Here is an 18,971-nt window from a genome sequence, read left to right as displayed (position 1 = left end):
CTAGTACCCCCTCTCCTGCGGAGCATAACGGGTGATCTTCACCGGGCCGTTGCTAAATTCCGGACCCTTTTCTCCCCTGCGCACAAAGGTGTGGCAAAGCCAGTTTTGATCGTCCCGCCGGGGGTAATCCAGGCGGTAATGGGCGCCCCTGCTTTCGGTACGGCGCAGGGCCCCTTTGGCGATAATCTCGCAAAGATCCAGCAGGTAGCCGACTTCCAGGTAGTCCATGAGAGCGTAATTAAAGGGCCGGCTCCCGCCGGGAGGCTTGAGCCTCTGGTAGCGATCCCTCAACTGCGCAAGCTTCCGTACGGCATCCTCCAATTCGGACCCCGTGCGGAAAACTCCCACCTGTTCGGTCATCAAAGTGGTCATTTCCCGGCGTATGGCAAAGGCGCTATCCCCGTTCCTCCCCTGCCCCTCTTCCCCACCGGCGTCCAGCAAGGCGTCCCAGGTTGCCAGGGCGCGCTTTAAGGTAGAGGAGGTCAGCGAGGGCCACGGTTCCTGGCGGGCCAGCTCCGCCGCCTTCCAGCCAGCACGCCGCCCGAAAACCACCGTTTCGAGGAGAGAATTGCCCCCCAACCTGTTGGCCCCGTGCACGCTGACGTTGGCCACTTCACCTGCCGCCAGGAGCCCCGGCAGGTTGGTCATGCCCCACACGTCGGTGCGCACCCCGCCCATGCTGTAGTGCTGGGCCGGCTCAATGGGCACGGGCTCCCTGGCCGGGTCAACCCCGGCGTAGCGCATGGCCAGGTCCCTCACCTGGGGCAACCGCTCGGCAATCTTGGCTTCTCCCAGGTGGGTGAGGTCCAGGTGCACGTACCGGCCCGCAACGCCCCGCCCCTCCTTTATCTCCTTAAAGATGGCCCTGGAGACAACATCCCGGGGGGCCAGCTCCATCTTCTGGGGCGCGTAGTGGGCCATGAACCTCTCCCCGTAGGCATTCCTCAGGTAGCCTCCCTCACCCCGGGCAGCCTCGGAGATAAGGATGTTCGTGCCGTAAAGGGTGGTGGGGTGAAACTGCACGAACTCCATGTCCGATAGGATGGCCCCCGCCCTGTAAGCTATGGCCATGCCGTCTCCTGTATTGGCGTGGGCGTTGGTGGTCTTGGCAAAAGCCCGCCCGCAACCACCTGTGGCCAGCACCACCACCTTTGTACGTATTACCTCCAGCCTTCCCCGGGGGAAATCATAGGCCAGTACCCCGGCCACCTGGCCCCCTTCTACCAGCAGGTCTATCAGGTACCACTCAGGGTATATTTTTACCCTCCGCCGCAGGACCTGCTCGTACAGGGTATGCAGGACCACGTGGCCGGAGAAATCCGCCGCAAAGCAGGCGCGGGGGAAACCGGCCCCTCCCAGGGAGCGCTGGGCCACCTTCCCTTCCGGCGTACGCGTCCAGGGAACGCCCATGCGCTCCAGCTCCATGATTACCTCGGGCCCCTCGGAGCACAGCACTTCAATGGCGTCCTGGTCACCCAGGTAGTCGCCGCCCTTGACCGTGTCAAAAATGTGGGCCTCAATACTGTCGTCTTCACCCAGGGCCGCATTAAACCCCCCCTGCGCCGCGCCGCTATGGGAGCGGGTAGGGTAAACCTTGCTCAAAACGGCCACATCGGCCTTTTCCGCCGCCTTTAAAGCGGCCATCAGGCCGGCCAGGCCCCCTCCCACCACCAGCACTTCGTGCATGAGCACGCTCAACACACCTCCTGTCTTACTTTCCCTTTTCCGGCGCCAGGTGAAATTCCCGCGCAAAAGGCTCGTAGTCTACCTCCAGGTGATAATCCGGCACCGGCCAGCCAAAGCGGCGCCGCTGCCTGAGACGGAATGCCGCGGCATGCTTTTTTAGCTCGTAGCCTATCCCTGCCGCCAGGCGCAAGGGGTCGCCCACAGGCCCCAGCTCCACATACCCTTTTTGTAGCGCCCCTTCCACTACCTCTTCACCCCTCGCGCTGCGCACCAGGCAGGTGGAGGCCCCCAGAAACTCCCCGGCCTTTGCCCGCGGGTCCCAGAAGTCGCCAGCGGCTATGTCGGCCAGCTCCGCGCTCCAGTCCACGCACATCTCGCAGCGGTCCCGCTTGAAGGCAGGCATGAGGTGGTGGTACATGTACTGGTGCCTGTCGAGGACCAGCCTCTGCCCCCCTTCAAGCTCTACCACCAGGTGCCCCGGCCAACCACCGTCCCGGTAGCTTAACCTCTTCACTCTTTCCAGGGACGGTACGCCTAGATGCTCCACCAGCAGGTGGCGGGTACCCTCAAAGTAAAACTGGGAAGCGCAGAAAAGCCCTACAATCAGGATGACGCTTTGGGCAAGATCTCTCGGCTGGCCGGCCTGCTGTATTTTGCGCAGGCCGTGAACATGGCAGGGCAGGCCCACCACGGCAAGCCTGCGGTAGCCCTGCCGCAGTGCCTGTGTTAACAAGGCATTTACGGTTACGCAGGCGTACTTGCTCTGGGCGGCTGCCGCTACTTGCTCCCGGGTGGTGGCCAGCCAGGCCTGGGTACGCCACGGCTGGTCGGCACGGAAACCGGCCACTAGAGCGGCGTCAACGAGCCCCTCGTCCAGGGCGTAGAGCAGGAGGGCCGTCACCAGGCCGCCGCCCGCTCCCCGCATCCTTACGGATTCATCCTTGGCCCACCCCGCCAGGATACGGCGGTAAACCCCCAGGTCGGGAACCGCCTGCGGCCTCCGGCACCCGAAAACAACCTCCTCCAGGGCGGGTAGGTCAACCTCTTCCCCGGGACATGCCGCCAGGCAAAAGCCGCACGCGAGGCACTCCCCTTCCAGCTGCGGCAGGGGCTCGCCGTCTACATAGTCAAACCCAATGGACCCTGCCGGGCAGATCCCGGCGCAGGTGCCGCAAGCCGTGCAGAGGCCGCGCCGGATCACGCGGTCCATTAATTCCGTAAAGGACCCTTCCACCCGAACCCCTCCCCGGGATTTAAACTTTCAAAAGTTCCGCTACGTCCTCCACCTCTTCCAGGTTCAAGATGGCCATGCCCAGGGCTTCCGCCTTCTTTTCCCCCCAAGGCCCCGCGACCAGGCCGTAAAACTTCTCCCTTAACTCTTCCTCCGTTAAGGGGTTTTCCGGGTCGCCCCGGGGGAAATCGGTCCTGCCCGTATAAACCTGGCCGTCCACGGTGCTTATTTCCACCACCGCCGGCCAGCGCTCCGGGTGCAGGGCATCCAGCTCCGCGTCGGCCACCAGGCTCACGCGGCCCATGAGCTCGCGTACCTCCGGGTGGAAGAGGTTCTCCGGGGTAAAATCCGCCAGGGCACAGCGCCTTTTTACCAGGGCCAGGGCCACACAGAAGGGCAGGCTGAACTTGGCGGCATAGACGGAAGACGGCTGGTGGTTGGCAGTAATATCCAGGGCGGTGCGGTAGGTGCGCACGATTACGCCGCCTACGCGGTCGGGGCGCAGGTCATGCCGCCTCGCCAAATCCAGCACCACGTCCACCGCCGGGTGGGTGTGCCGGCAGGAAGCATGGATCTTGAAGGAATTCTCTTCGACCTTGTAGGGCCGCTCTCCCAACCCGGCAGTGAGCTTTGAGAGGTCGAAGCTGGGGGCTGTGGCCCGGCAAAAGCCCCTTTCCCCTTCCAGGATGCGCGTAGCTCCGGTAAACCCCTCGCGGGCCAGCAGGGCGGCCAGCACACCGCTCTGCGCCGCTCTCCCCGGGTGCAGGTGCTTGGACATGGCCCCGTCGGCAAGGAACTCCCAGAGGCCGGCGGCCTGGGTGCCGGCATTGCCCAGGGCCCAGACCATCTGCTCCTCGTTTAAGCCCAGGAGCTTGCCGGCAGCAGCTGCCGCCCCGAAGGTGCCGCAGGTGCCCGTAGTGTGCCAGTAATAATAGTGAGAGGGCGTGACGGCCTCGCCGGTGCGTATGGCCACCTCGTAACCGGCCACTATGGCTTCCAGGAGCTGCCGCCCGCTGGAGCGGGTCATCTCCGCCACGGCCAGCGCTGCCGGCAAGACGGCTGCCCCGGCATGGATGATGGCCCCCCGGTGCACGTCATCGAGCTCCAGTATATGGGAGGCCAGGCCGTTAAACAGGGCCGCGTTTAAGCAGGAGGTCTTTTCGCCCTCGCTTAAAAGGGTGGCCTGGGGGTAACCCCCCTGGCCCCTGATGACCTTTAAAGCCATGCGGGCGGGAGCCTCCCGACCGCCGGCCACAGCCGAAGCCACCCAGTCAAGCAGGGCCAGCTTGGCCATGTGCACGGCTTCCCGGGGCAGGGAGCGGAAACTGAGCCCGCAGGTGAATCCGGCCAAACTCCGGGTATACATTTTCACAGCCCCTTTATCCCAGGATCTTCCGGAGGGTGGGTATGAGGTGGTCAAAGTCATCCAGCACGTGCGCCCCAGCCTCCCTCAGGCGGGCGGCCTTAAGGGAGGGGCGCCCGTAGTTGCCCGAAATGAGCGCTGCCGCATGGCCGAAGACCGTGCCTTCAGGCATGTGCTCCGTAAAGCGGCCGGCAATATAGGCTATGAGGGGTTTGGTAAACCCTCCCCGCAGGATGAGGTCGGCTGCTTCCTCTTCCTGGGAAGTGCCCGGTTCCGAAAAGACCACCACCGCCCGCGTTTGTGGGTCCTCTTCAAAAAGGGCCAGCAGCTCGGCAATGGTGGTGCCGATCAGGGCGTCGCCGCCTATGCTCACGCTGGTGCTCACCCCGTAACCGGCCCTTTTCACCATCCAGGAAACTTCGGCGGTCATACCCCCGCTCCGGGAAATGACTCCCACCGGGCCTGGAACAAAGCAGCGCTCCACGTTGTCGCCCCCAATGGCCCCCAGCTTGACCCGCTCCGCGGGGTTAATCACGCCCACGGAATTGGGCCCTATGACCCTTACCCCTGCGCGGCGGGCCAGGGCCAGGAGCTTCACCGCATCTTTCTGCGGCACGTTTTCCGTGGGGATGAGGATGAGCTTGATGCCGTTGGCCACCGCCTCGGCCACCGCATCGTAGACGGCAGCCGGAGGCACGTAAATCACGGAGGTGTCCGGTGAGTGCTCGCGGCACGCCTCCCTGAGGGTATCGTACACCGGCACGCCGTGCACTTCCTGCCCGCCTTTACCCGGCGTCACGCCGGCAACGATGCGCGTGCCGTAGGCCAGGGTGTGCCGTGTAACCATGCTCGCCTCCCGCCCCGTAATGCCCTGGATGACAATGCGCGAGTGCCGGTCAATGAGAATGCCCACTAGCTTTGCCCCCTCTCCCCGTAAACTTCCCGCATGCGGGCCACCATGCGCCGGCATGCTTCGGTCATGGTAATCTCGTCGCCGTAATACTCCACCCCGGCGGCGGTAAAGATCTCCCGGGCCTGGGCATCGTTGACGCCGGCCTCCCGCACCACCACCGGAAAGGTTGCCGGGTTAATCCCCAGCTCACGGAGCGCCCTCACTATTCCCCTGGCCAGCACGTCCACCTGGGTGTTGTTGGTGATGTTGTGGCAGACAAACAGCCCCTTGACGCCCGGCTTAGAGAGAATTCCCTTGGTCAGGCCGTAAACCTTTTCCTCAGTGGGGTTCCCGCCCACCTCAGAATAGTTCGCCGGGCGGCCCCCGAGGGCCAGCAGCGTGTCAAAGCAGAGGAGGCTGCCTCCCCCGCCCCCGCACATGAAGCCGATATCGCCGTCGGGCATCTCGGTGTAGCGCGCCGTCCCCCGGTAAGGATCGGATTCGTTGACCTCCACCATTTTCTTTTCTAGTTCGGTAAGAGGTCGCCATGCCCGCTCGCTGCCCAGCTGGACCACGCCGGCAAGGCGGGGCTGCCGGTAGACGGCGCTGTCGTCCACGCCCATGACCACCGCCGCCGCCACCAGCTCTTCCTGCGGGGTGACCACTAGGGGGTTGACTTCCAAAAGGTAGGCATCGTAGCGGTCAAAGGCCGCGTAAAGCCTTTGCAGGAACTGGCTGGCCGCTAGCAGGAGCTTGCCTCTTACACCCAGGTCGGCCCAAATTTCCCGCGTACGGTAAGCGGGCAGCCCTTCCAGGGGGTCAACGGGGCAGAAAATAATTTCCTCCGGGTAGGAGCGGCTCAGCTCTTCCACCTCCACGCCGCCCCGCGTGCTGGCAATAACCACCGGCACCTTCTTGCTCTTATCGTAGGTAACGGAGACGTACCATTCCCGGGCGATTTCCAGCTTCTCCTCCACCAGCACCTTTTCCACGGGAAACTCCCGCACGGTCATGCCCAGGAGCTCCGCCGCCCTTTCCCCGGCCTCTTCCGGAGTCAGGGCAAACTTCACGGCCCCCGCCTTTCCCCTCTTGCCCACGGGCACCAGCGCCTTTAAAACTACCGGCTTGCCCAGCCTCCGGGCCGCCTCCCCGGCTTCCGCCGCGCTGGCGGCCACCTCAAAGGCCGGGACGGCTATGCCCTCCTCCCTTAAAAGCTGCTTACCGTGATGCTCAAGCAACCTCCCCATACCAATCACTCCCCTTGTAACCCTTATTCCGCAAGGCCTAGAACCCGGGCGACATCCAGCACGCGCCTTGCCCAGGCCGCCACGGGATAATCAATAAACCTGCCCTCCACCTGTACGGCGGCGATACCCTTGGCCTCGGCCTCCTCGAAGGCCCGCACCACTTTGGCTGCAAAGGCTATCTCCTGCGCCGTGGGGGAGAAAATTTCGTTTACTGGCTGAATCTGTGCCGGATGGATAACCAGTTTTCCCGCAAAGCCCAGCCCGCGCGCCAGCCGGCATTCCTCCGCCAGCCCCTCGGGGTCGCCCAGGTGCGGGTAGACCGTATCAACGGGTCCCTCGAGGCCGGCAGCGCGGCTGGCCGCCACCAAGTGAGAACGGGCGTACATGATCTCCGCACCCGCTTTGGTAAGGGATACCCCCAGGTCCAGGGTGTAGTCGATGGCCCCGAAAGCCAGGCGCTTAATCCGCGGGCAGCTCGTGGCTATCTCGCGGGCGTTTAGCACCCCCCTGGCGGTTTCCACCAGCGGGATGATTTCTAACTCACCCGGCGTAAACCCGTATTCCTTTTCCAGCTGGCCAATCAACCAGTGCACGTGCCTGATTTCCTCGGCCAACTCGGCCTTGGGCAAGACAACTCCTGCCGGCCTGGCCCCCACCACCGCCATGAGGTCCCCGACCACCCAGGGCGTGTTCACGCCGTTTACGCGCACGTAAATTTTCTCCCGCGGCCCCCTTTGCACCAGGTCGACCACCAGGCTGCGGGCCCGCACCTTTTCCGTCACGGCCACGGCATCTTCCAGATCGAGGATCACCGCGTCGGCATCCAGGGAAAGGGCCTTTTCCGCCTTCCTCTGGTCGCTGGCCGGGGCAAAGAGAAAGCTGCGCAGCGGCCTTGCCATCTGCCCCTCACCTCCTGCAATTTGGCTTTTAGGCAAAATTCACGCAATACCCGTGCCAAACGCGCCATCTCCCCACAGCCGGTAGTTCCCCTTCCTGCTCATTGCATTCCTGCAAAGACATGAAAAGTTGCAATTATTGCATAAATGAAAAGGCCAGGATAACCCTGGCCCCGCTGATTTTTCCGGCATTTCAATGGAGGTTCCTCTCCATCTCCTCCGTGGCATATATTCCCAGCTTTTTCATTTTACGCCATAGCGTGGTTACGCTGATGCCCAGCTTCTCCGCCGCACGCCGCCGGCTGTAGCCGCTCTCCTGCAGCGCCCGCATGATGGCCGCCCTCTCCATGGCCCGGGTTGCCCCCTTTAAGCCCGGAGCGTAAAAGGGAGGAGCTTCCGGTACTGCCCTTGCCGCAGCCGCCGGCATGTGGTAATCCCTCACCACCGCCGGCAGGTCCTCCGGCTGGATTACCTCGCGGGTGCACAGGTTCATGACCCTCTCTATGCAGTTTTGCAGCTCCCGCACGTTGCCTGGCCAGGGGTAGCGCATGAGGCACTCCAGGGCCTCGCCGGAAATGTCGCGCACAAAGGTGGCAAAATGGCGGCGGAAGCGCTCCATGAAGTGGTGGATCAGGAGAGGTATGTCCTCAATCCTTTCCCTGAGGGGCGGGATGCGCAGGTCCACCACGTTCAGGCGGTAGTACAGGTCCTGGCGGAACCTGCCGCTGGCCACCAGCTGCCACAGGTCCTTATTGGTGGAGGCAATGATGCGCACGTCCACGGCAATGGCCTTTTTACCTCCGATGCGCACCACCTCCCGCTCCTGCAGGACCCGCAGGAGGCGCGACTGCATTTCCAGCTCCATTTCACTGATCTCATCTAAAAAGAGCGTCCCCCCGTGCGCCTGCTCGAAAACCCCCGGCTGGCCGCTCCTGCTGGCTCCGGTGAAGGCCCCCGCCTCATAGCCAAACAGCTGGCTCTCCACCAGCGTGGCGGGAATGGCCCCGCAGTTCAGGGCCACAAACGGCCCTCGGCTGCGCCGGCTGGCGTGGTGGATGGCCTGGGCAAAGAGCTCCTTGCCGGTGCCCGTCTCCCCGCAGAGCAGCACCGTGGAATCGGTGGCCGCCACCTGGCGGGCCTGCTGGATGCACTGGCGGATGGCCGGGCTGTTGCCGACAATATCCGCAAACGTGTACCGGGCATGGTATCCCTGCCGCGAGGCGGCCAGCGCCTTTTTCTGCCTCACCGCCAGCACGTTGTTAAACCCCAGGCCGAACTCCCCGGTCACGGGGATGCGCACGGCCAGCGCCCCTTCTTCCAGCAGCGAGGGCCCGATGACCGGGCGGCCCAGCTCCATGGCCCGCCTGCCGAGGTGGGTGTACTCCCCCATCCCCTTGGGCGTTTCCCGCCCGTCGGGACCCACGCTGCAAAAGCGCAGGCCCCGGCGGTCAAAGAGCACCGCCTCCCCGCCGGCCACCCTGGCAATTAAGGGCAGGGCTTCCCGGAAGACCTCCTTTAAGTTGCCTTCCCTCCGGGCGCGCAGGCGGTTATTTACCGCCAGAAGGCACCCCCCGGTGGGCAGGTAAAAATACTGCACACCGTCTTCGGCCCCGGAGGAAACCAGGAGGGGCCTGGCGGCTTTAATTGCCTCCTCCAGCCCCTCCCAGCCGCCCGGCGGACCATCCATTTCCCTGCCCTCCTCGTCCACGGTCTTTTGGCGGTTACTTTCCAGGTCGAGGGCCATGGCGTAGCCGCCGGCCAACCGGGCCAGCGGGACCAGCAGTGCGCACAGTGCCTCAAAGAAATCGCCCACCTTTTTCTCCCCCCGGCAATACTGCTAGCGCTCCATGAGCACCCTGGGGATGTACAGGGAGATTTGCGGCCAGAAGATAAGCAGTACCAGGACGGAGATTAAAACCAGGATGAAAGGCCAGACGCCCTTCACCACTTCCTCCAGGCGCTCCTTGGCCATGGCGGAGACCACAAAGAGGTTCAGCCCCACCGGCGGGGTGATCATGGCCAGCTCCATGTTTACCGTCATGACCACCGCGTAGTGGATGAGGTCGATGTTCAGCGCCTTGATCATGGGCAGCAGGATGGGCAGGGTGATCAGGGTAATGGAAACAGCTTCTAGGAAGGTGCCCATGATGAAGAACATGAGGTTGGTGGCCAGGAAGAAGGTATACTTGTTGAGGTTGTGCTCGGCAATCCACTCAGCCACCTGGTTGGGCACCTGCTCGGCGGTCAGGTAGAGGGAAAAGACCATGGCCGCGGCAATGATGAGGTAAATCATGGAGGTAATGTTAATGGCTTCCCTGAAGATCTTGCGGAAGCTCTCCCACTTCAGCTCGCGGTAGACGAAGGCCGAGACAAAGAGGGCGTAGAACACGGAGAGCACCGCCGCCTCGGTGGGGGTGACGATCCCCAGGTAGATGGTCCCGAGTATGAAGACGGGTAGAAAGGCCCCGGGGATGGCCTTGAGGGTGGCCTTCCAGCGCTCCTCCCAGGAGGCCCGCTCACCCCGCCCGTAGCCCTTTACCCGGGCATAGATAATGGCAAAAATAATGAGCACGCCGGCCAGGAACAGGCCGGGCAAAAGGCCGCCCATGAACAGCTTGCCGATGGACTCCTCGGTGACGATGCCGTAAATGACCATGGTCACGCTGGGCGGGATGAGGATGCCCAGGGTACCGGAGGCGGCCACCAGGCCCATGGCGTAGCGCTTGTCGTACCCGGCTTCCATCATGGCCGGCAGCATGATGGCCCCGATGGCCGCCGCCGTGGCCGGGCTGGAGCCGGAAATGGCGGCAAAAATGGCGCAGGACATGATGGTCACCACGGAGAGCCCCCCGGGCAGGTGCCCGAACCAGGCCCGCAGAGCGGCTATGAGGTATTTGGCAATGCCCCCGTGGGACATGACCACCCCGGCAAAGACAAAGGCAGGGATGGCCATGAGCGGCGGGGAGAGAAGCGAGGCAAACATGCGCTGCACGACCATGTAGAGGGTAAAGTCGGTGGTGGTGGCCAGGATGACCAGGGCCGCCACGGCCAGGCTGACGGCCACGGGTACGTTTAGCAGGAAGAGCGCCGCAAAGATGCTAAACAGCAAAGCCGTCCCCATCTACCTTCACCTCTTCTTTCCCTTTGCGCATCTGGGCTTCCATCCAGTCCCGCCCGCCGTTTCTGAAATGGAACAAAAGCTTTTCCACGTAGCGGATGATAAACATGACGCCGCTTAAGGGCAAGACTAGGGCCACAATCCACAGGGGGAAGCGGCTGTCCGAAGAGCGCTGGCCGTACACCAGGTAGGTGTGCACCAACTTAAAGCCGAAGTAAGTGTAAAAGAGGGCAAAGCCTATACCAATCAAATGGGCCAGCACGCTCACCCAGCGCCGCAGGCCAAGCGGCAGGAGCATGAAGAGCATGTCCACCTTGATGTGGTGCTCGTTCCTTAAAGCCACGGCAATGCCGCAGAGGGCTCCCCAGATGACGAAGTACACGGAAAACTCGTCCAGCAGGGACTGCGGGCGCCCCCAGACGTAGCGGAGCAAAACGTTGATGAACACCAGGGTAAGGCCGGTAAACAGGAGGCCCCCGGTAAAGTAGTCCTCAAACGCCTCGTAAAACTTCTTTAAGACTCCCATCTTTTGCTTCACCTCTTGTCGAATTAAACAGAAATTCCGGCGGCAAAAGGGCATAAAAGGGGGACGGGCTGGGCCTGGCTCCGGCCTTGTGCCCGCCCCTGTTTTAAAAAAGACGGGTTTCGGCAGTATTAGGCCTTCCGGGCCGCTTCAATGTACTCCCGGCCGATCTTATCGGCGTACTTATCGTACACCGGCTGCATGGCCTTGATGAAGGCCTGGCGGTCTTCTTCGGTCAGGGTGTAAATTTCCATTTTGCCGCGCTTCTTCAAGTTCTCAAAGCTCTTGGCGTTCAGCTCGTCGGTCAGCTGGCGCTCGTACTTGGTGGCCTCCTTCATGCACTCCAGGAAGAGCTTCTTTTGGTCCTCGGTGAGGCTGTTCCAGAAGGTGGTGTTGGTGAGCACCACGTAGTCAATGCGCCCGTGGCCGGACACGGTCATGTACTTCTGTACTTCGTCGTACTTCTGGGTGTCAATGTTGTTGAAGGTGTTTTCCTGACCGTCCACGGTCTTGTTTTGCAGGGCCACGTATACCTCACCAAAGGCAATGGTCTGCGAGCCGGCGCCTAGGGCCTTAAACTGGTCGTCCAGGACGCCGCCGCTCTGGGTGCGGAACTTCAGACCCTGGAAGTCTTCCGGGCGCCTCAAGGGCCGCTTGCTGTTGGTGAAGTGCTTGGAACCGTTGGGCCACCAGGCCAGGCCCAGCATACCCTGAGGCTCCAGGGACTTCAAGAGCTTTTGGCCGTACTCCCCGTCGTAAAAGCGGTAAGCCTGCTGGTCGTCCTTGAAGAGGAAGGGCATATCCACCAACTGGAAGGCGGGGTTAAGGCCGACAAGCTTCGTGGCCGAAGGGGCGATGAGCTGCACGTTGTTGGCCCGCAGCGCCTCCAGCTCTTCCTTATCGCCGTACAGCTGAGAGGACGGGTACACCTCTACCTTGAACTGGCCGTTGGACTTGCTTTCCAGGAGTTCTTTAAACTTCAGCGCCGCCTGGTGCTTGGGCGTGTTCTCGGAAACCACGTGGGAAAACTTGACGACGATGGGCTTCTTTTCCCCTCCCTGCTGGGCGGTGCCTCCTTTTTGCCCGCCGCAGCCGGCGGCCAGCATGACCAGGCCCAGGGCCATGAGGAAGGCCAGGAGAACTTGCCCTGCTCTCTTCACGCTGCAAAGACCTCCTTAAGCAAAAATTTTCATAAACCTTTTAATTGGCAAGATTAAAACCTTTCCGTATCCTTATTCTAACCTGCTGCCGCCCCATCACCTCCTTTGCAAACTTGCCGCGGAATACCTAAAGGGCTCTTTTGGCCTTTAAGACCTCGTCCAGCAGCTCCCCGCCGGGCATACCCCTGAATTTCTGGTAAAGGGGCGCCAGCGCTTCCTTCCAGCGCGCCTTTTCTTCTGCCGTCTGCACGTGGATCTTTACCTGGCCGCTCTCCTTTACCTGCTTGAAGTTTTCTTCGTTTAAGTGCGCCGCCTGTTCCCTCTCCCAGGCGGTCACCTCCGCCATGGCCTCCTCGATCACCCGGCGCACGTCCGGCGGGAGGGACTGCCAGAAGCCGGCGTTGGTCAGGACCACATAGCCGATAAAGCCGTGGTTGCTTACCGTGAGGTACGGCTGCACCTGGTAAAACCGCTGGGAGTAAATGTTGGACATGGTATTTTCCTGTCCGTCCACCTGGCCACCAGCTAGCGCCTGGTAGACATCGTTAAAGGGCAATTGCACCGCGCTTGCTCCCAGGAGGCGGAACTGCTCCTCCAGCACGCGGCTGTTAATCATAACCCGGAAGGTGAGGCCCCGGAAGTCCTCCGGGTAAACCAGCGGCCTTTTGCTGTTGGTCATCTGTTTAAAGCCGTTGTCCCAGAAAGCCAGAGTATGGATGTTATAGCCTTCCAGGGTGGCAAAAAGCTTTCTTCCTATCTCCCCGTCCAGCACGCGGTGAACTTCCTCTTCGCTTTCAAAAAGGTAAGGGAGGTCGAGCAATTGCCATTGCGGGGCCAGGCTCCCCAGCTTGGACGTGGAAGGGGCAATCATCTGCACCCGCCCGTCCATCAGCGCGTCCAGCTCCTCCCCGTCCTTGTAAAGGGTGGAGTTGGGGAACACCTGCACCTCCACGCGGCCCCCGGTGCGTTCTTCCACCAGCCGGGCAAAGCGGCGGGCCGCCTGCCCCTTGGGCGTGTCGTCGGCCACCACATGGGAAAACTTAATGATGATTTTTTCCCTCGGGTTCACCTGCTCCCCATCGGGCCCGCGCCGGTCACAGCCAGCCAGCAACAGGGCCAGCAAGGCAAATATTATTAAACACCCCGTCATTCCTCTCCGGCTCATCGACCCCAGCGCTGGACCCCCCGGAGAGCATAAAATTTAACTAGTTTTCTGATAACTCTCTTAAATTTTAACTTTCGACTTTTCCTGCGGGCAACAATAAGGTCTTATTGGTTTTTATGGTCTTTTTGTTCTCACACCGCTTTATAGCGCTTTACCGGCCTGCCCACGGAGCCGTACTGCAGCTCGAGGCTGACCTTCCCCAAATGCGCCAGGTACTCCAGGTAGCGGCGGGCGGTAACCCTGGCCAGGCCGAGCGCGGCGGCCACTTCTTCCGCCGAAAGGGCGCCGCCGTCCTTAATGAGGTAGAGGAGAACCTGCTTTAGCGTCACCTCGTTTAGCCCCTTGGGCACCTCTCCCTCCCGGCCCTCGGCATTGAGCAGGGGCGTCCGGCTGAGGGCCAGGCGGTCGATCTCATCCTGCCCAAGCTGCTTTTCGCTTTTTAAGCGGTTGTAAAGGAGGGCGTAACCCTCCAGCGCCGCCTTCAAGCGGCCGAACTTGAAGGGCTTGACAATGTAATCCACCGCGCCGTAGCGGAAGGCGTTCTGGATAGTTTCCACGTCCTGGGCAGCGGTAACCAGCAAGACGTCGGTGGGCAGCTTTTGGCGGCGGATCTCCAGAAGCACCTCCAGGCCGTGAATGTCCGGCAGGTAAACATCCAGGAGGGTCAGGGCGGGGCCCTGGGAGGCAACGAGATCCAGCGCCTCCTTGCCCGTACGCGCCACGCCTATCACTTCAAAGCCGGGCACGGCACCGACAAAGCCCGCGTTAACTTCGGCGACCATGGGATCGTCTTCGACAATCAGCACACCTATTTTACCCACTGGCTTCTCACCTCTTGTTTACTGTGGGATGCATACCAGAACTGCCGTACCTTCCCCCTCCCGGGAGTCCAGGAATATCCTGCCTCCCGCCGTTTCAACGTGCTTTTTAACCAGGTAAAGGCCGATTCCCCGCCCCATGCCTTTGGTGGAGAAGCCCTGCTCAAAGACGCGCTCCTGTAGGGCGGCGGGAATCCCCTTTCCCCAGTCGCGCACCAGGATTTGCACCGCTCCATCTTCCTCCCACATGCGGAATTCCACGCGCCTGCGGTCGGGCCCGGCCTCCCGCGCCGCTTCCAGAGCATTTTCCAGCAGGTTGCCGACGACCACTCCCAGGGTAGAGGCGTCCATGCGCGGGGGGAGGCGAGTCAGGCGGGTCGCGCGGTCAATGTGCAGCTGTACTTTCAGCTCTTTAGCCCGGGTGTACTTGCCCAGGAGGAGGCCGGCAATGCTGTAGTTGCAGATATTTCTGGTCAGCAAGCGGGTAAGCTCTTCCTGCTCTTCGGTCACGGCAAAAATAAAATCCAGGGCTTCCTGCGTGCGGCCCAGCTGGATGAGGCCGGCAATGGTGTGCAGGCGGTTTAAATATTCGTGGTTCTGCACCCGCAGGGCCTCGACGAAGCTCTTCACGCCCGTAAGCTCTTCGGCCAAACGGTGGACCTCCGTGCGGTCGCGGAAGGAAGCCAGCGCACCCACGATCTGCCCCTTAACGCGCACGGGGACCCGGTTGACGATGAGCACCACGTTGTTAATTACCCTCTCTTGATTGAACTCCGGCTGCCCGGTTTCCAGCACGCGGGGTAAAAAGCTGTCCGGCAGCACTTCGCGGATGGATCTCCCCACCACCTCTTCCCCCGTGCCCAAAAGGCGCTTTGCCTCTTCGTTAATCAGGGTTATCCGCTGGTCACGGTCGATGGCCAGTATGCCCTCTCCCATGGCCTGCAGCATGGCCGTGCGCTCCTCCAGCATGCGGGCAATTTCTTCGGGTTCCAGGCTGAACATGGCTCCCTTAATGCGGCTGGCCAGAAAAAGGGCGCCTGCCAGACCGGCCAAGAGGCCCAGGGCCAGTGAGGGGTAGAAGTGGGACTGGATGGCCCGGAAGATTTCCGCAAGGGTGGGGGTGATGATGCCCACCACCACCACCCCCACCTGCCTTGTCCCCTCGTCCACTTTAATGGGCGAAAAGGCCCTCACCGCCGGCCCCATTACCCCTGTGGTGCGGCTCACGTACTCCCGCCCGGCAAAAGCAGGCTCCAGGTCCGGGTCGGCAAACTTCCCCCCTATGCGCTCTGCCGAGGGGTGCGAGTAACGCACCCCTTCCATGTCCACCACCACGATGTAGGCCACCCCGGTGGCGGCCCTGGTTTTTTCCGCAATGGGCTGTATTACCTGAAAGCCGCCTGGGTGCCCCACGTTATTTTGTATGGCTTCCAGCTGGGCCAGCGTGCGGGCAATGGCCAGGGCCCGCATGCCCATCTCCTCTTCCAGCAAATAGGAAACCTTCACGGCAATTAAAATTACCGCCGCCAGCACGGCCAGGAGCACGGAGGCAAAGGATAAAAGGGCCAGCTTGGTGCGTAAAGGCAGGAAACGCCGCTGCAGGCCCAAGTGCGGGCTCCCCCCGCTCTTATCGGAATTAGTTAAACATTACGATTAATTCGTTGTCCGACCCCCCAATACCTCTCTGCCGCGCTTGAGAAAAGCAGGAAAGCCTCAACCGGTGCCCATTCTGTGCCTCACCTTGCGGGACGTATAATTTTAAAAAGCAATGCCCACAGAGACACCTGGCGAGGTGGGTCTGCCTTGGTTAAAATAAGGCTGTGGCCCAACAGCCCGGAAAGCGGCGAAAGGGCTTATGACAGGGAAGAGCAAAGGCAAAAAAACGTCCGCGAGATAATGAAAGAACTTGATTCCCTGGTGGGCCTGGTTGAGGTAAAAAAATTGGTAGGAGAAATTTACGCTTTTATTGAAATCCAGCGCCGCCGTCAAAAGGAAAAGCTGCTTACCGAGCCACAGGTATTGCACATGGTCTTTAAAGGCAACCCGGGGACGGGCAAAACCACCGTGGCCAGGATCATCGGCCGCCTCTTTAAAGAAATGGGCGTTTTACCCAAGGGCCACCTGGTGGAGGTGGAGAGAGCCGACCTGGTGGGCGAGTACATCGGGCACACGGCGCAAAAAACCCGGGAGCAAATTAAGAAGGCCCTGGGAGGCATCCTCTTTATCGATGAGGCCTATTCCCTGGCCAGGGGCGGGGAAAAAGATTTTGGGAGGGAGGCCATTGATGCGCTGGTGAAGAGCATGGAGGACCACAAGGACAACCTCATCCTCATCCTGGCCGGGTACCGTCACGAGATGGAGTGGTTCATGGAGTGCAACCCGGGGCTGCGTTCCCGCTTCCCCATCCACATCACTTTCCCCGACTATACCATCACCGAACTCCTGGCCATTGCCGATTTAATGCTCCAGAAGCGGCAGTACCGCCTTTCCAGCGGGGCCCGGGAAGAGCTGCGCCTTATCCTGGAGGAAACCAGGGCCGCCCACGTGCACAGCGGGAACGCCCGCCTGGTCCGCAACCTCATCGAGCGGGCCATCCGCCAGCAGGCGGTGCGCCTGGTGCGTAAACCCCACGTTACCAAAGAAGAGCTGATGACCATCACCAGGGAGGACGTCCTCCGGGCCAGGGAACACGAGCGCCTGGAAATAAAAGCCTGAAAGGAGCCGGGAAAGTTGAGGCCAAGCGAGCTCTTTAGCCTGGCCGAGGCCGTGGAAGAAGAGGTACAGCCCTACTACCGCCGCATAGAGGAGGTGGCGCGCAAAAACCACCAGCGGGTGCTTTCTGCCTTCCAGGAGGTCCGTGTCAGCGAGTTCCACCTCAGGGGCTCCAGCGGCTACGGCTACGGCGACGCCGGACGCAAGGCCCTGGACGAGCTTTTTGCCAGGTGCTTCCAGGCCGAAGCGGCCCTGGTAAGAAGCCAGATAGTCAGCGGCACCCACGCCATTGCCCTCTGCCTTTTTGGCGTGCTCCGCCCGGGGGACGAGCTGCTGTTTGTGCAGGGGCTCCCCTACGACACCCTGCAGGAGGTAATCGGCACGCGCGGTAACGCCCCCGGTTCCCTCAAGGAACTGGGGGTCACCTACAGGCAGGTGGACCTCCTGCCGGACGGGCAGCTGGACGCCGCGGCCATAGAAAGCGCCCTGGGGCCGCGCACGCGTGTGGTGCTCCTGCAGCGCTCCCGCGGTTACAGCCTGCACCCCTCCCTCGGCGTTGAGGAAATGGGCGGCCTGATTGCGGCGATAAAGAAGAAGTGCCCCCGCGCGGTGGTGGTGGTGGACAACTGCTACGGCGAATTTGTAGAGGAGCTTGAACCCACGGCCGTGGGAGCGGACCTGGTGGCAGGCTCGCTCATTAAAAATCCCGGCGGCGGCCTGGCCCCTACCGGGGGCTACGTGGCCGGGCGCCGGGAATACGTGGAAATGGCCGCCGCGCGCCTTACGGCCCCCGGGCTGGGCGGCGAGGTGGGAGCCAGCCCCGATTACCAGCGGCTGTTCTTCCAGGGCCTCTTTATGGCCCCCCACGTGGTGGCGGAGGCGCTCAAGGGAGCCGTCTTTGCCGCGCGCCTCTTTGAAAGGCTGGGCTTTAAAGTGACGCCCCGGGCACAAGAAAAGCGCACGGACATCGTGCAGGCCATACTGCTCGGCTCCCCGCAGCGCCTGGTGGCCTTCTGCCAGGGCCTCCAGCAGGCCTCCCCGGTCGATTCCCATGTTCTTCCCCAGCCGGTGGACATGCCCGGCTACGGCGACCGGGTGATCATGGCCGCCGGTACCTTCGTGCAGGGCTCATCCATTGAGCTCAGCGCGGATGCCCCCATGCGGGAGCCCTATGCCGTCTACCTGCAGGGCGGACTGTCCAAGGAATACGTGCGCCTGGCGGTAATCTCTGCTGCCCGGGCGGTTCTGGCGGTGGGATAGGCATGAACATCAAGCAGCTGGAAGCATTCGTGCGGGTGGCCGAACTGCAAAGCTTCACCCGTGCCGCCCAGCAGCTTTTCATGAGCCAGCCGGCCATTAGCTTTCAAATAAAGTCCCTGGAGGAGAGCCTGGGCACCACCCTTTTCCACCGCAGCGAAAAGAAGGTGGAGCTGACCGAAGCGGGACGCCTCTTTTACCCCGAAGCCAGGCAAATCCTCCAGCACTACTACCGCATCCGGGAAACCCTCGAGGAGCTAAAAGGGCTAAAGAGGGGGCACCTCCACCTGGGCGCCAGCACCATTCCCGGCGAATACCTTTTGCCCCTTTACATCGGCCGCTTCCACGAACTCTACCCGGGGGTGGAGGTAAGCCTGCGCATTGCCGGAAGCAGGGAAGTCGTGCGCTGGGTGAGGGAAAGGGAGGTGGACCTGGGTATCACCGGGGCCATCATCGAGGAGCAGGAGGTGGAGTACACGCCCTGGCAGGACGACTGCCTGGTGCTCATTGTGGGGCCGGAGCACCACTTCCGGAAAAGGAAGGAGGTAGACCTGGACGAACTCCTGGCCGAGCCGTTGATACTGCGGGAACCCGGGTCGGGAACCCGCCGCACGCTGGAAGCCCAGATAGCGGCTGCAGGCCGCAGCCTGGAAAAGGCAAGGGTGGTAATGGAGCTGGGCAGCACCAGGGCGGTAATCACCGCCGTACAGGCCGGGTTAGGGGTGAGCCTGGTCTCGGCCCTGGCCGCCGCCGAGCCCATTGCGCTGGGAAACGTCTACCTGGTAGGGGTGAGGGGAATAAACCTTTGCCGCAAGCTCTACCTGGTGCGCCCTTCCAGCTGGCCCCGCAGCTATGCCGCCGCCGCCTTTTTCGAGTTTTTAACTGCCGGTCCCAAATAAAAAG

At 62.0% G+C, this 18,971-nt stretch carries 16 protein-coding genes; 3 read left to right on the top strand and 13 right to left on the bottom strand.

Features of this window, described 5'->3' with window-relative positions:
* The 13 genes from G454_RS0102065 to G454_RS0102005 all read right to left on the bottom strand — a co-directional run bounded on the left by G454_RS0102065 (position 1) and on the right by G454_RS0102005 (position 15,707).
* Positions 1 to 1,686 carry an FAD-binding protein gene (locus tag G454_RS0102065; RefSeq protein ID WP_245574282.1) on the bottom strand — a complete coding sequence of 562 codons (1,686 nt, stop codon included), beginning with the start codon at positions 1,684 to 1,686 and terminating at the stop codon, positions 1 to 3.
* A gap of 25 nt (positions 1,687 to 1,711) precedes the next feature.
* Positions 1,712 to 2,920: a Coenzyme F420 hydrogenase/dehydrogenase, beta subunit C-terminal domain gene (locus G454_RS0102060; protein ID WP_027717259.1), complete on the bottom strand. Its 1,209-nt coding sequence runs from the start codon at positions 2,918 to 2,920 to the stop codon at positions 1,712 to 1,714.
* Between the two features lie 19 nt (positions 2,921 to 2,939).
* Positions 2,940 to 4,268: an MmgE/PrpD family protein gene (locus G454_RS0102055; RefSeq protein WP_211229904.1), complete on the bottom strand. Its 1,329-nt coding sequence runs from the start codon at positions 4,266 to 4,268 to the stop codon at positions 2,940 to 2,942.
* 28 nt (positions 4,269 to 4,296) lie between these two features.
* Positions 4,297 to 5,193, bottom strand: a complete 897-nt coding sequence (locus G454_RS0102050; RefSeq protein WP_027717257.1) for a succinate--CoA ligase subunit alpha — start codon at positions 5,191 to 5,193, stop codon at positions 4,297 to 4,299.
* Entirely contained in the window at positions 5,193 to 6,419 is a 1,227-nt protein-coding gene (locus tag G454_RS0102045) for an ATP-grasp domain-containing protein (RefSeq protein WP_027717256.1), read from the bottom strand. Before G454_RS0102045 ends, G454_RS0102050 begins: the two co-directional genes overlap by 1 nt.
* 23 nt (positions 6,420 to 6,442) lie before the next feature.
* Positions 6,443 to 7,318 (bottom strand): HpcH/HpaI aldolase/citrate lyase family protein, encoded by an 876-nt coding sequence (locus G454_RS0102040; protein ID WP_027717255.1) that lies wholly within the window; start codon positions 7,316 to 7,318, stop codon positions 6,443 to 6,445.
* A gap of 190 nt (positions 7,319 to 7,508) precedes the next feature.
* Positions 7,509 to 9,128: a sigma-54 interaction domain-containing protein gene (locus G454_RS0102035; protein WP_027717254.1), complete on the bottom strand. Its 1,620-nt coding sequence runs from the start codon at positions 9,126 to 9,128 to the stop codon at positions 7,509 to 7,511.
* 24 nt (positions 9,129 to 9,152) lie between these two features.
* A complete protein-coding gene (locus tag G454_RS0102030) occupies positions 9,153 to 10,436 on the bottom strand; it encodes a TRAP transporter large permease (protein WP_027717253.1) in 1,284 nt (427 codons plus the stop codon).
* Entirely contained in the window at positions 10,414 to 10,959 is a 546-nt protein-coding gene (locus G454_RS17290) for a TRAP transporter small permease (protein ID WP_051275766.1), read from the bottom strand. Before G454_RS17290 ends, G454_RS0102030 begins: the two co-directional genes overlap by 23 nt.
* Before the next feature lie 128 nt (positions 10,960 to 11,087).
* Positions 11,088 to 12,116: a TRAP transporter substrate-binding protein gene (locus G454_RS0102020; RefSeq protein WP_027717252.1), complete on the bottom strand. Its 1,029-nt coding sequence runs from the start codon at positions 12,114 to 12,116 to the stop codon at positions 11,088 to 11,090.
* Between the two features lie 127 nt (positions 12,117 to 12,243).
* A complete protein-coding gene (locus G454_RS0102015; RefSeq protein ID WP_211229903.1) occupies positions 12,244 to 13,239 on the bottom strand; it encodes a TRAP transporter substrate-binding protein in 996 nt (331 codons plus the stop codon).
* 173 nt (positions 13,240 to 13,412) lie between these two features.
* Positions 13,413 to 14,102, bottom strand: coding sequence for a response regulator (locus G454_RS0102010; RefSeq protein ID WP_027717250.1), 690 nt, complete (start codon positions 14,100 to 14,102; stop codon positions 13,413 to 13,415).
* An 18-nt stretch (positions 14,103 to 14,120) separates the two neighbouring features.
* Positions 14,121 to 15,707, bottom strand: coding sequence for an ATP-binding protein (locus G454_RS0102005; RefSeq protein ID WP_211229902.1), 1,587 nt, complete (start codon positions 15,705 to 15,707; stop codon positions 14,121 to 14,123).
* Between the two features lie 204 nt (positions 15,708 to 15,911).
* Between G454_RS0102005 and spoVK the strand changes: the two genes are divergently transcribed.
* Genes spoVK through G454_RS0101990 form a run of 3 tightly spaced genes read left to right on the top strand, consistent with a single transcriptional unit; the run spans position 15,912 to position 18,967 of the window.
* Entirely contained in the window at positions 15,912 to 16,814 is a 903-nt protein-coding gene (gene spoVK, locus G454_RS17285; protein WP_245574281.1) for a stage V sporulation protein K, read from the top strand.
* A 15-nt stretch (positions 16,815 to 16,829) separates the two neighbouring features.
* Positions 16,830 to 18,071 carry a methionine gamma-lyase family protein gene (locus tag G454_RS0101995; RefSeq protein WP_027717248.1) on the top strand — a complete coding sequence of 414 codons (1,242 nt, stop codon included), beginning with the start codon at positions 16,830 to 16,832 and terminating at the stop codon, positions 18,069 to 18,071.
* A gap of 2 nt (positions 18,072 to 18,073) precedes the next feature.
* A complete protein-coding gene (locus G454_RS0101990) occupies positions 18,074 to 18,967 on the top strand; it encodes a selenium metabolism-associated LysR family transcriptional regulator (protein ID WP_027717247.1) in 894 nt (297 codons plus the stop codon).
* Positions 18,968 to 18,971: the final 4 nt, after the last annotated feature.

Origin of the sequence: Desulfovirgula thermocuniculi DSM 16036, assembly GCF_000429345.1 — a bacterium.
Taxonomy (GTDB): Bacteria; Bacillota; Desulfotomaculia; order Desulfotomaculales; family Desulfovirgulaceae; genus Desulfovirgula; species Desulfovirgula thermocuniculi.
This window is presented reverse-complemented; position numbering and strand designations above follow the sequence as displayed.